At 65.7% G+C, this 12,568-nt stretch carries 12 protein-coding genes; 10 read left to right on the forward strand and 2 right to left on the reverse strand.

Annotated features, from left to right (window positions below):
• Positions 1 to 177: 177 nt before the first annotated feature.
• The 4 genes from argH to AC1P6P_RS07455 are packed head-to-tail and all read left to right on the forward strand — an operon-like array spanning position 178 to position 5,276.
• The gene (gene argH, locus AC1P6P_RS07440) at positions 178 to 1,560 is read left to right on the forward strand and encodes an argininosuccinate lyase (RefSeq protein ID WP_481401800.1); all 1,383 of its coding nucleotides are present in this window, start codon (positions 178 to 180) and stop codon (positions 1,558 to 1,560) included.
• Positions 1,557 to 1,721: an LPS translocon maturation chaperone LptM gene (gene lptM / locus AC1P6P_RS07445; protein ID WP_481401801.1), complete on the forward strand. Its 165-nt coding sequence runs from the start codon at positions 1,557 to 1,559 to the stop codon at positions 1,719 to 1,721. The genes argH and lptM overlap by 4 nt, the downstream gene beginning before the upstream one ends.
• Complete coding sequence (gene lysA / locus AC1P6P_RS07450; RefSeq protein WP_481401802.1) at positions 1,721 to 2,986, forward strand: diaminopimelate decarboxylase; 1,266 nt, start codon at positions 1,721 to 1,723, stop codon at positions 2,984 to 2,986. Before lptM ends, lysA begins: the two co-directional genes overlap by 1 nt.
• Positions 2,940 to 5,276, forward strand: coding sequence for a DUF4175 domain-containing protein (locus AC1P6P_RS07455; protein WP_481401803.1), 2,337 nt, complete (start codon positions 2,940 to 2,942; stop codon positions 5,274 to 5,276). The genes lysA and AC1P6P_RS07455 overlap by 47 nt, the downstream gene beginning before the upstream one ends.
• A 215-nt stretch (positions 5,277 to 5,491) precedes the next feature.
• Here AC1P6P_RS07455 and AC1P6P_RS07460 read toward each other — a convergent pair whose 3' ends face one another.
• Both AC1P6P_RS07460 and AC1P6P_RS07465 read right to left on the reverse strand, forming a co-directional pair.
• The gene (locus AC1P6P_RS07460) at positions 5,492 to 6,004 is read right to left on the reverse strand and encodes a phosphoribosyltransferase (protein ID WP_481401804.1); all 513 of its coding nucleotides are present in this window, start codon (positions 6,002 to 6,004) and stop codon (positions 5,492 to 5,494) included.
• The gene (locus tag AC1P6P_RS07465) at positions 6,004 to 6,738 is read right to left on the reverse strand and encodes a DUF3426 domain-containing protein (RefSeq protein WP_481401805.1); all 735 of its coding nucleotides are present in this window, start codon (positions 6,736 to 6,738) and stop codon (positions 6,004 to 6,006) included. The genes AC1P6P_RS07460 and AC1P6P_RS07465 overlap by 1 nt, the downstream gene beginning before the upstream one ends.
• A 113-nt stretch (positions 6,739 to 6,851) precedes the next feature.
• Between AC1P6P_RS07465 and ftsE the strand changes: the two genes are divergently transcribed.
• The 6 genes from ftsE to AC1P6P_RS07495 all read left to right on the forward strand — a co-directional run bounded on the left by ftsE (position 6,852) and on the right by AC1P6P_RS07495 (position 12,399).
• On the forward strand, positions 6,852 to 7,523 hold the full coding sequence (gene ftsE / locus AC1P6P_RS07470; RefSeq protein WP_481401806.1) for a cell division ATP-binding protein FtsE: 672 nt from the start codon (positions 6,852 to 6,854) through the stop codon (positions 7,521 to 7,523).
• Complete coding sequence (locus AC1P6P_RS07475) at positions 7,520 to 8,407, forward strand: cell division protein FtsX (protein ID WP_481401807.1); 888 nt, start codon at positions 7,520 to 7,522, stop codon at positions 8,405 to 8,407. The genes ftsE and AC1P6P_RS07475 overlap by 4 nt, the downstream gene beginning before the upstream one ends.
• Positions 8,408 to 8,513: 106 nt before the next feature.
• Entirely contained in the window at positions 8,514 to 9,119 is a 606-nt protein-coding gene (locus AC1P6P_RS07480) for a YdcF family protein (RefSeq protein ID WP_481401808.1), read from the forward strand.
• Positions 9,120 to 9,142: 23 nt separating this feature from the next.
• Positions 9,143 to 9,853, forward strand: a complete 711-nt coding sequence (locus AC1P6P_RS07485) for a lysophospholipid acyltransferase family protein (RefSeq protein WP_481401809.1) — start codon at positions 9,143 to 9,145, stop codon at positions 9,851 to 9,853.
• A gap of 105 nt (positions 9,854 to 9,958) precedes the next feature.
• The gene (locus AC1P6P_RS07490; protein ID WP_481401810.1) at positions 9,959 to 12,232 is read left to right on the forward strand and encodes an adenosylcobalamin-dependent ribonucleoside-diphosphate reductase; all 2,274 of its coding nucleotides are present in this window, start codon (positions 9,959 to 9,961) and stop codon (positions 12,230 to 12,232) included.
• Entirely contained in the window at positions 12,232 to 12,399 is a 168-nt protein-coding gene (locus tag AC1P6P_RS07495) for a hypothetical protein (RefSeq protein ID WP_481401811.1), read from the forward strand. The genes AC1P6P_RS07490 and AC1P6P_RS07495 overlap by 1 nt, the downstream gene beginning before the upstream one ends.
• Positions 12,400 to 12,568 lie beyond the last annotated feature (169 nt).

The following is a 12,568-nucleotide window of genomic DNA, read 5'->3' on the forward strand; positions in this document are numbered from 1 at the left end:
GGTAAAGCCGACCGGGGGAACCGGATGGGGGGTGCTGGCCAGCTTCAAAGGCTCGAGGCTGGGTGGCGGTGCGTGGACAGTCGAGGCAGACTTCCAATATAGAACACCGAGCAGCAGCAAAGCCGCGCCGGCAAGGGTCGCGAAGATCACTAGGCGGGGTTTGGTCACGGACGTCTCATGAGCGCGAACAAAATGTGGGGTGGCCGCTTTGAAGGCGGTCCGGCGAAAATCATGGAGGAGTTTACCCCCTCCATCGGCTTCGACCAACGTCTGGCGGGCGAGGATATCACCGGCAGCCGCGCCCATGCCCGGATGCTGGCAATCCAGGGCATCATCACCAAGGCCGACCTCAGCGCCATCCTGGCCGGGCTCGACACCATCGAAGCCGAGATCAAGGCCGGCAGCTTCGAGTTCAAGCGCAGCCTGGAAGACATCCACCTCAACATCGAATCGCGGCTCGCCGAACTTGCCGGTCCGGCAGCCGGACGGCTGCACACCGCGCGCTCGCGCAACGACCAGGTGGCGACCGATTTCCGCCTCTGGGTGCGCACCGCCTGCGGCCGGGTTGATGGCGCCCTGGCCGAACTGCAGAGCGCGCTGGTCAAGCAGGCCGAGGCCAACCTGAGCACCATCATGCCCGGCTTCACCCACATGCAGTCGGCGCAGCCCATCACCTTCGCCCACCATTGCCTCGCCTATGTGGAGATGTTCGGGCGCGACCGCTTGCGCTTCGCCGACGCCGCCAAGCGGCTCAACGAGTGCCCGCTCGGCGCCGCCGCCCTGGCCGGAACGCCCTACGGCATCGACCGCGAATACACCGCCCACGCGCTCGGCTTCGCCCGCCCGATGCGCAATTCGCTCGACGCGGTGTCGGCGCGCGATTTCGCGTTGGAATATCTTGCCGCCGCAGCCATTGCCGCCACCCATCTGTCGAAGCTCGCCGGCGAAGTGGTGCAGTGGTGCTCGCCCGGTTTCGGCTTCGTCAAACTGTCGGACGCCTTTACCACCGGCTCCTCGATCATGCCGCAGAAGCGCAATCCCGACGCCGCGGAACTGATCCGCGGCAAGACCGGGCGCGTGCTCGGCGATTTCGTGGCGCTGGCGACGGTGGTGAAGGGCCTTGTCCTCGCCTACGGCAGCGATCTGCAGGAAGACAAGGAACGGGTGTTCGACGCCGCCGATGCGATCGAGCCGTCGCTCAGGATCATGGCCGGCATGTTTGCCGACCTGACCGTCCGCCCCGATCGGATGCGGGCGCTGGCCAATGCCGGCTATCCCACCGCGACCGATCTCGCCGACTGGCTGGTCACGACCCTGGGCAAGCCGTTCCGCGAGGCCCATCACATCACCGGTTCGATCGTCCGGCGGGCCGAGGAAATGGGCGTCGATCTCGACAAGCTGCCGCTCGCGGAGATGCAGGCGATCGAGCCCGGCATCACCGCCGAAGTCCTCAAGGTCCTCAGTGTGGAAGCCTCGGTCGCCGCACGCATGTCCTATGGCGGCACCGCGCCGGACCGGGTGCGCGAACAGATCTATTTCTGGAAGGAAAAGCTGAAATGAAGCTGCGCCTGTTGATTGCGTTCGCGGCTGCCTTGGCGGTGGCCGGATGCGGCGTCAAAAGCGATCTGGTCAAGCCCACCGATACCCTGACCGACAAAAGCGCGACGCCCAAGAAGAACGAAAAAGACCCCTCCAAACCGACCTCGCAGCTCGGCAAATAATGAACCACTTCCATTATAAGGACGGCGAACTCCACGCCGAAGACGTGGCACTGTCGACGATCGCCGCCGCGGTCGGCACGCCTTTTTATTGCTACTCGAGCGCCACCCTCGAACGCCATTACCGCATCTTCGCCGAAGCGATGGGCGCCGGCGCGCTGGTCGCCTTTTCGGTCAAGGCCAACGGCAACCTCGCAGTGCTGAAGACGCTTGCGAGCCTCGGTGCCGGCGCCGATGTGGTCTCCGGCGGCGAGATGAAGCGCGCGCTGGCGGCCGGCATCCCGGGCGAGAAGATCGTCTTTTCCGGCGTCGGCAAAACGCGGGCAGAAATGGCGCTCGGCCTCAAGAACGGCATCTATCAGTTCAATGTCGAGAGCGAAGTGGAACTGCTGGCGCTCGATGAGGTGGCAGGGAGCCTTGGCGTGAAGGCGCCGGTGGCGTTCCGCGTCAATCCCGACGTCGATGCCAAGACGCACGCAAAAATCTCCACCGGCCACGCCGAGACCAAATTCGGCATTCCGTGGTCGAAGGTGCACGCCGCCTATACCCTGGCCGCGACGCTGAAAAACATCGCCATCGTCGGCGTCGACGTGCACATCGGCAGCCAGATCACCGAGCTCGCCCCGTTCGAAGCCGCGTTCACGCGCGTGGTGGAACTCGCCGGTCAATTGCGCGCCGCGGGGCATGCGATAGAACGCATCGATCTCGGCGGCGGGCTTGGCGTTCCCTATCGCAACGACAATCTGCCGCCGCCCGATCCGGCGGCGTATGGCGCTTTGGCGGCCCGCATCACCAAATCGACCGGCGCGCGCCTGATCATGGAGCCGGGACGGCTGATCGCCGCCAACGCCGGCATTCTCGTCGCCGGCGTCATTTATGTGAAAGAGGGCGAGAACAAGAAGTTCCTCATCCTCGATGCCGCGATGAACGATCTCATCCGTCCGGCTTTCTATGATGCCTGGCATGAGATCGTGCCAGTGACGACGCCCGCGCCCGACGCCGAGTGGGGCCGCTATGATGTTGTCGGGCCGGTGTGTGAAACCTCCGACATCTTCGCCGCCGACCGGCCGCTGCCGGCGCTGAAGCCGGGCGATAGAATCGCGATTTTGACTGCCGGTGCCTATGGTGCGGTGATGTCATCGGCCTACAATGCCCGCCCCCCGGCGGCCGAAGTGCTGGTCAAGGGCGGCGAGTGGGCTGTGGTACGGCCGCGGATGGACGATGACGCGCTCTTCGGGAACGACAGAATTCCGGCCTGGCTGGGCTGAACGCGCCGAGCGTTTCGTCAAGGCCGCGCGCGCCGTGGTGGCGTTCGAGCGGGTGTGGCCGGCGCTGTGGCCCGCCACCGCCATCGCCGGACTTGCCATCGCGGCGGCGCTGTTCGGCCTGTTCGAAGCGCTGCCGTGGGCGCTGCACGCGCTGGTGCTGGCGATGCTGGTCACCGCGATTGCGCTGACGCTGTATTTCAATCTCGAACACATGCGCTGGCCGCGCTGGGACGAAGGCGCCCGCCGCCTTGAACGCGACAGCGCGCTCGAACATCGCCCGATTTCCGAAGGCACCGATCGCCTTGCCGCCGGCAATGGCGATGCCTTTGCCGAAGCCTTGTGGCAGGCGCATCTGAAAGCGCGCCTCGCGCTGCTGCCGGCGTTCCGGCTTCGCCTGCCGCGCTCCGAGCTTGCCGCCCGCGATCCGCGTGCCCTGCGCTATGGCGTGATCGTGCTGATCCTGTTCGGTCTCGTCATCGCCCGCGGCGACTGGATGCGCCGCCTTGAGTCGCTCTTCACGCCCAACCCCGGCGTCATCGCCACCCTCGATGCCTGGATCGAGCCGCCCGCTTACACCGGCGAATCGCCGGTCTATCTCGGCGCCAGTGCGACCGTGTCGGTGCCGGCCGGATCGGTCATCAAGATGCGGGTGCATGGCGCCGATCATCGCCCGTCCGTCACTCTCGACGATGTCCGCTTCGACGGCGAAAAGGGCGAATACGTTGCCGAAGCCAAACTCAGCGACAGCGATCATGTCCGGGTGCGGGCCGGCGGCCACACCATCGGCTCGTGGAAGATCACGCTGATCGCCGACAAGCCGCCGACCATCGCCTTTGCCGCCCCGCCGGCCGCCACTGAGCGCCAGGCGCTGAAGCTGACCTATATCGCCGGCGACGATTACGGTGTCACCGCGGCGCGCGCCATCATCAAGCCGCACAGCGGCACCGGCGCCCCGCTGATCGTCGAGCTGTCGCTGCCCGAGCATTCCGACCAGCCGGTGACGCTGACCAGCTTCCACGATCTGACCGAGCATCCCTATGCCGGTCTCGTGGTCGACATCACGCTCGAAGCGCGCGACGCCGCCGGCAACGTCACCACCAGCATGCCGGCGACTTTCAAGCTGCCGGAGCGGCTGTTCACCGATCCGCTGGCGCGCGCCCTGATCGAGCTGCGCCAGACTCTCGCCACCCAGGGCTTTGACGCCCGCGGGCGCACCGTCCGGACCCTCGATGCCCTCACTTATGCGCCGGACCTGTTCTTCGACGGCAAGCAGACCGCCTATCTCGCCATGCGGGTTGCGATGCGCGCCATCGCCAACGGCAAGACCGGCGAAGATTTGAAACGGGTGGAAGACCTGTTGTGGCAGACCGCGATCGGGCTCGAACAGGGCGGCCTGCTGACCATGGCCGATCAGCTTCGCCGGCTGCAGGCGATGATCATGCAGGCGATGGCGGAGGGCGCGCCGCAGGCCGAGATCGATTCGCTTCTGCAGCGCTACAACGAATTGATGCAGCGCTATCTCGCGGCCCTCACTGCCACCGGGCAGCAGGCGCAAGGCCAATCCGATCCCAACGCCAAGGTGCTTGGCGATCAGGACATCCAGGCGCTGCTGAAAGCGATCCAGCAGCTCAGCCAGGCCGGCGACCGGATGCGGGCGATGCAGCTCCTCGCCATGCTGCAGTCGATGCTGGAGAACGTGCAGGTCGGCGGCGGCCCGGGTGGGGGCGGTGGCAACGCCGATCAGGCGACCAATCAGGCCCTGGCCCAGCTCGGCGACGTGATGGGCAAGCAGCGCCTGTTGCTCGACAAGACCTTCCGCCAGTCCGACGGCAATGGCGATCCCAAGGACGGCGGCGCCAAGGGCCTCGCCCAGCAGCAGGGCGCGCTCAAAGGTGATCTCGAAGCGCTGAAAAAGAAGTCGGGCAAGAAAGGCACCGGCGGCGCCAATCTCGACAAGGCCGAGCAGTATATGCAGGGCGCTGAGGAGGCGCTTGCCACGTCCGACTTCGGCCGCGCCACCACCTATCAGAAATATGTGCTCGACGAATTGCGCAAAGCCGGCGAGGCGATCGCCAAGGCGGGCGGACAGACCGACGGCAAAGCCGGCCAGGACCCGCTCGGCCGCGCCGCGACGGCGCAAGGCAGCGGCAGCGGCGACGTGCGCATTCCCGACGCGCAAGTCTTACAACGGGCGCGCGACATCCTGATGGAACTCAGGCGCCGCGCCGGCCAGCAAGGCCGCCCCAAGCAGGAACTCGACTACATCGACCGCCTGCTGAAGCAGTTTTAGGAAACAGCTGTCATCCCCGGCTGAGCGCTGCCTCTTTCCTCCCTCGCGGGGCACAATCGGTCACGCCGCACGCTGCTGAAGGAGCGGGGGAGGTGCCGAGCCCTTGCGAGGTGGAGGGGGGGCTGAACCAAGTGCTCGTAGCGATCCACCTCCCCCGCTATCCGCACATCGTGTGGCGAGAAAGGTGGTGCTCCGCGGGGGAGGAAAGCGTCAGACTATTCGCACTTGGCGATATAGGGCAGGGCGCGGTCGTTGCCGGAATCGTCCATGCCGTAGCCGACGATGAATTCGGTCGTGCCGGTGAAGCAGGCGTGATCGGCCTTGGCGGTCGCGTTGGGCAGGAGCTTGTCCACCACCACCGCCGACATCACGTTGGCGGCGCCGTATTCGAGCGCCAGCTCCTTGGCCTTCTTCATCGTATGGCCGCCGTCGAGGACGCCGTCGATGATGAGGACGTTCTTGCCGCGATAGGCCTCGTTGGGGCCGATCAGGATCTTCACGTTCTTGGTCGACTGGTGGCCGACATAGGAGCGCAGCCACAGGAACTCGGTCGGAATGGAAATGCCTTCCCGCGCCAGCGCCCTGAGAAGATCGGCGGCGAACACATAGGCGCCGACCAGGATCGGAACGGCGACATGGGGAACGACGGGACCATGCGCGATGTCGTAGGCAAGCGCCTTCACGCGATCGGCAATCTGTTCTTCGCTATAGAGAATAGTACGGCGCATCACTCCCCGGCTTTCGCAAATCGAACCTGATAATTGGCCGCCCCTTCGGGCGGATTCGAAAGCTGGGTGCTAAATCGGGTGGATTGACCGGGCTTCAGCGTGATGACGTTCGGCGCGACGGTCCAGTGATAGAGTTCGCGTCTTTCGCTGTCGACCAAACCAATGCGAATCTGCGGCACCGGCAGCTCTCTGTCGGTCACATTGGTCAGAGCGCCGCTCACCGTCAAGACGAGCTTGCCGCCCTCGACCTGCTGGGTCGACTTGGTGTTGGCGATCCTGAGGCCGCTGGCGGCAACTTTCACACCGAGCTTGGCATAGAGCGCGGCGCTCTGCGGCCAGGCGTCGACAACCTGGTGGCGATAAACCGCCGCAATCGCCCCGATCAGGATGACGATCCCGACCAAAGCGGCCCATCCGAAGCGCAAAACCCAGGCGCGGCGGGAAAATGGCGGCCGCGGCGGGCGGGGTTCATCGCGATGACGGCGGTCGCGTTCCTGCGGCTCCGGGTCGCGCTCCTCAGGCTGTGCATAAGCCTCGCGCGGCGGCGGTTCGGGCGCCACGAAGCTCTGTTGCGGTTCCGGATCGGGGTCCGGCGCGACGAAGGCCGGCGGCTCTTCGGCATCGGCATGCCAGACGTTGCCACAGCGCGCACAACGCACCGAGCGGCCTTGCGGCGGGAATTTCGTCGCATCGACTGTATAGCGCGTCTGACAGGCCGGGCAGGTTAAGATCATGCGTCTATCCCAAGTGCCAAAATTAGGCGCCCACAGGGGTTGTCGCAAGCACACTAGCTCAAAGGCCTGAAACACTCGTAACCAAACCGGCCCGAGGGTATGGTCAAAACGTCATGGTTCGCTTCGAAAATGTGGGGATGCGCTACGGCGCCGGGCCCGAAGTCTTAAGGGATGTTACCTTCGTCCTGGAGGCCGGGTCGTTTACCTTTCTGACCGGCCTGTCGGGCGCCGGCAAGACCACGCTGCTGAAACTGATTTCCGTTGCCGAGCCCCCCAGCCGGGGCCTGATCACCCTGTTCGGCCATGACCTCGCCACTGCCAGACGCGCGACCTTGCCCGGTCTCCGGCGCCGAATTGGCGTGGTTTTCCAGGATTTCCGCCTCCTCGACCACCTTTCCGCCTTCGACAATGTCGCCCTGCCGTTGCGCCTGGCCGGCCGCAAAGAGAGCGAATACGCCCGCGATGTCGAAGAGCTGCTGGTCTGGGTCGGCCTCGGCGACCGCATGAGCGCGGTGCCGCCCACCCTGTCGGGCGGCGAGCAGCAGCGCGTTGCCATCGCCCGGGCGGTGGTGGCCAAGCCCGACCTGCTCATCGCCGACGAGCCGACCGGCAATGTCGATCCCGAGATCGGGGCGCGGCTGATCCGCTTGTTTGCCGAACTCAACCGGCTCGGCACCACGGTTCTGATCGCCACCCACGACCGCAATCTGGTCGAGTCGACGCGGGCCCGCGAAATGCGCCTGGTCGACGGCCGTCTGGTCGAACTGAGGACGCCGCGACCATGAAAAACCGGCGCCTGATGCCCAATTCCAAGGGGGCGGCCCCGCTCGACATCGTCATCGCGGTGATGGCGTTCCTGGCGGCGGTGGCGCTCGGCGGCTCGCTGATCGCCAGCCGGGCGGCCGAGGGCTGGAGTGCGGGCCTCGCCGACAAGATCACCGTCCAGATCCTGCCGCCCACCTCTGGGCCGGCCAAGGAGGGCATGGCGGCCGAGACCGACGCCGCGCTGTCGGTGCTGCGCACCACCCCCGGCATCGCCCACGCGGCGCCCTTGAGCGACGCCGAACAGCAGAAGCTGGTGCAGCCCTGGCTCGGCAGCGAAGCCCTCGTCGCCGATTTGCCGCTGCCGCAGCTGATCGATGCCGATGTGGCGCCGGGCAGCGAGGTCGATATCGCGGCGCTGCGGGCGAAATTGAAACCGGTGGCGCCGCACGCGGTGGTCGACGACCACAGCCATTGGATCGGCCGATTGCACGATCTCGCCCGCACCCTGGTGTGGTCGGCGTACGGCGTCCTGTTCCTGATTGCGGTGGCCACCGCCTCCACCGTCGCCTTTGCCACCCGCGCCGGGCTCGATGCCCACAACGACATGGTCTCGCTGCTGCATCAGATGGGGGCACAATCGGGGTTCATCGCCCGCGTCTTCGAAGGCCATTACTTGCGCGCCGCGACCGTTGCCGCCGGCACCGGCGCCGCTTCGGCCGGAGTGGTGTTCCTGGCGGCAGGCGGCTTGCAGTCGGTCGGCTATGAGCCGGTGCCGTTCCTGCCGCCGTTGTCGCTGCAGCCGATCGAGCTGCTCTGGCTGTTCACCGTGCCGGCGGCGGCCGGGATCATCGCGCTGGTCACCGCGCGGCTGTCCGTGCTCGCCGCCTTGCGTCAAATTCACTAGCAATATCGCGGGCTTTGGGGCGGGGACTTCACCTCGCGGGCGCGCCACGGCATTATCGCGCCGACGCGGGCTGGTCGCTGTACGCCGGTCGGGCTGGAGTTGTGGTTTGCTGAAGCGGATCGTCATTGCGCTGGTGCTGCTCTACGTGGCCGGATTCGCCGCGTTTGCTGCGCTGTTGCCCACGGTGCCCGCGACGGTCGGCGCCGTGGACGGCATCGTCGCACTGACCGGCGGCGGCTCGCGGCTCGATGTTGCGGTGGCGCTGTTCGAGAAAGGCACCGGCCAGCGGCTGTTGATCTCGGGCGTCAATCCGCAGACGACGCGGACCGAACTGAAACGGCTGGCGCACGGCAAAAAGCGCTTCGATTGCTGTGCCGACCTCGGCTACGCCGCCGAGAACACCTTCGGCAACGCCAAGGAGGCGGCCGCCTGGGCCCGCTTCCACCACTACAAATCGATCCTGCTCGTCACGTCGCGCTATCACATGCCGCGCTCGGTCGCCGAATTCCGCGACGTGATGGGCGAGGTCCGCGTGATTCCCTATCCCGTCGATGCCGAAGCCGGCAAGGACATCACCGCCCGGCTGAAGGCCCTGAAAGTGCTGCACAGCGAATACGCCAAATACGTCGCCGTGACATTCCTGACCGCCACCGGGCTCGAACCGGGCCTTGACCAGAACGAGGCCGCCCCCGAGTCTGGCCCAACCAAATAAGCCCCACATAAACAAGAGCTGTCGTGACCTTCGTCCGTTCCCTTCTCTACATGCTGTTCTTCGTCGTGTTCTCGGCGGTGATGTTCGTCGCGGTGCTGCCGCTGCTGCTGCTGCCGCGGCTGATCATGGTACGGGCGTCGCAGCTCTGGAGCCGGGTGATGTTCTGGGGGCTGAAAGTGATCGCCGGCTGCGATTACGAGGTGCGCGGGACCATCCCCAAAGGCCCGCTGCTGTTCGCCGCCAAGCACATGAGCATGTGGGACACGCTGGCGCTGTTTGCCCTCATCGACGACGTCTGCATCGTGGTCAAGCGCGAGCTGCTGTCGATCCCGTTTTACGGCTGGTACATCAACAAAGCTGGCGTCATCGCGGTCGATCGCGCCGCCGGGGCCAGTGCCTTGCGCCGGATGGCGGGCGAAGCCAAGAGGGTGTTTGCGAGCGGCCGTCCGCTGGCGATTTTCCCCGAAGGCACCCGCAAGGCTCCGGGCGCGGCAACCGATTACAAACCTGGCGTCGCCGCGCTCTATTCCCAGCTTGAGGTCCCCTGCGTGCCGGTGGCGCTCAACTCAGGCCAGTTCTGGACCGGTTTTCTCAAGCGCCCGGGCACCATCGTGATCGAATTTCTGCCCCCCATCCCGGCCGGCCTGAAACGCGCGGCGTTCATGCGCGAGTTGGAAAACGCCATTGAAACGGCAACCGCAAAGCTGGTGGCGGCAGGCGACGGCCAGGGTTAACGCCTGGCTGGAACGTAGTAGGAACAATACTTGATTTCCGGGCCTCGGACCGTTAACTGATTAGCCCGTCCTGATCCCGTATTGTCGGGGGGCGGAGAGGCCCCTATGAGCGACATTGCCCACCAGATTTGGGACATGAAATACCGGTTCCGGCAGCCTGACGGCACGCCGATCGACAGCGACGTTCCCGACAGCTGGGGCCGGGTGGCGCTGGCGGCGGCGATGGCCGAGGCGCCCGAGGACCGGCGCGAGCAGGCGCTCGCCTTTGCCGAGGCTTTGGCGGGCTATCGCTTCCTGCCGGCGGGGCGGATTCTGGCCGGCGCCGGTACGGGGCGCGCCGTGACGCTCTTCAACTGCTTCGTCATGGGCACGGTGCCGGACTCGATGGAGGGCATTTTTTCGCAACTGCGCGAGGCGGCGCTGACGCTGCAGCAGGGCGGCGGCATCGGCTATGATTTTTCGACCATCCGGCCCAAGGGCGCACCGGTGGAAGGCGTCGGTGCCGACGCCTCCGGCCCGGTGTCGTTCATGGATGTGTGGGATGCGATGTGCCGCACGATTATGAGCGCCGGCTCGCGCCGCGGCGCGATGATGGCGACGCTGCTGTGCGATCATCCCGACGTGGAAGATTTCATTGCCGCCAAGCGCCGCCCCGGACGCCTTCAGATGTTCAATCTGTCGGTGCTGGTGACGGATGCCTTCATGGAAGCGGTGAAGACCGATTCCGACTGGAACCTGCAATTCGGCGGCCGCGTCTACAAGACAATCCGTGCCCGCGCCTTGTGGGATTCGATCATGCAGTCGACCTACGATTTCGCCGAGCCCGGCGTGATCTTCATCGACCGCATCAACGCCGAAAACAATCTCGGCTATTGCGAAACCATCCGCGCGACCAATCCGTGCGGCGAACAACCCCTGCCGCCGTATGGGGCGTGCCTCTTGGGTTCGATCAATCTGGCGCGACTGGTGCGCAATCCGTTCGATGCGGACGCCTTCCTCGACCTCGACGAACTCGCCGAGCTCACCACCACCGCCATCCGCCTGCTCGACAATGTCATCGACGTGTCGCGCTTTCCGCTGGAAGCCCAGCGCGCCGAAGCGCAGGCCAAGCGCCGCATCGGGCTGGGCGTCACCGGGCTGGCCGATGCGCTGATCTTCTGCCGCGTTCCATACGGCTCGCCCGAAAGCATCGTGCTGATCGAGCAGTGGCTGGAAACGATGGCCCACGCCGCCTATCGCGCCTCGGTCGACCTCGCCCGGCTGAAAGGCCCGTTCCCGCTGTTCGAGGCGAGCGAATACCTGGCGCGTCCGTTCATCCAGCGCCTGCCCGATGATATCCGCGACGGCATCGCGACCCACGGCATCCGCAACGGCCTGCTGACGTCGATTGCGCCGACCGGCACCATTTCGCTGTTCGCCGGCAACGTTTCGAGCGGCATCGAGCCGGTGTTCGCCTACAGCTACAGCCGCCGCGTACTGATGCCCGACGGCACGGCGCAGCAGCAGATCGTGCGCGACTTCGCCGTCGCCGCCTTCCGCGAAAAGTTCGGCGACACGGCGGAGCTGCCCGACTATTTCGTCTCGGCCCAGACGCTGGCGCCCGACGATCATTTGCGGGTGCAGGCAGCGGCGCAGAAATACATCGACTCCTCGATTTCGAAGACCATCAACCTGCCGGAGGCGATCTCGTTCGAGGGCTTCAAGGATGTCTACGTCCAGGCCTATGAATCGGGCTGCAAGGGCTGCACCACCTATCGCCCCAACGACGTGACCGGCTCGGTCCTCACCGTGACCGACACCGCACCGCCCGACGACGCCGACGAGGAAACCCCGAAGACCGGCGATGTCGTCTACATGCATCGCCCGCTCGACCGGCCCGACGTCTTGATCGGCCAGACCTACAAGATCAAATGGCTCGATTCCGATCACGCCTTCTACATCACCATCAACGATGTCGAGATGGACGGGCGGCGGCGGCCGTTCGAGGTGTTCATCAACTCGAAGAACATGGAAGCCTATGCCTGGACGCTGGCGCTGACGCGGATGATCTCGGCAGTGTTCCGCCGCGGCGGCGACGTCTCCTTCGTGGTCGATGAGCTGAAGGCGGTGTTCGATCCCCGGGGCGGCCAATGGATGGAGGGCCATTACGTGCCCTCGCTTTTGGCCGCGATCGGCGAGGTCATCCATAAGCACCTGGTCTCGACCGGCTTCATGGCCGGCGCCGACGACCGCCCCGCGCCCGACGCGCATAAGGTGGCGGCCGCCGCGGCGGCGGAAGGCGCCCCCGCCCGCCATTGCCCGCGCTGCGGCTCGCCCAGCTTCGTCAAACTGGAAGGGTGCGATTCCTGCCTGTCGTGCAGCTATTCCAAGTGCGGGTGATGAACCAGAACCTCGCTAATCTGGCGAAGATCGGCAAGCTGAAGGCGGAGCCGTTTGCCGCTTTTGTCATGGCCCGCCACTGCGGGCCATCCAGTTCTCGCCGCGCAAATGCATCAGGTGATCGCGTTCGAACGGGCGCCGATCTGGAGCGGCGGACTTTGATGTGAGATCGCCACCAACCCAACACTGTCATCGCCCGCGACTGCGGGCGATCCAGGTCAAATCTGTCGCGATCTTCGGGGTTGTGCCAGATGGTACCTGGATGGCCCGCAGTCGCGGGCCATGACACCGAGGGGCGTGGGACGATCAAGGGATTCCGGCCGAACGTCCGATGCT

It is taken from the genome of Rhizomicrobium sp. (assembly GCF_056722145.1).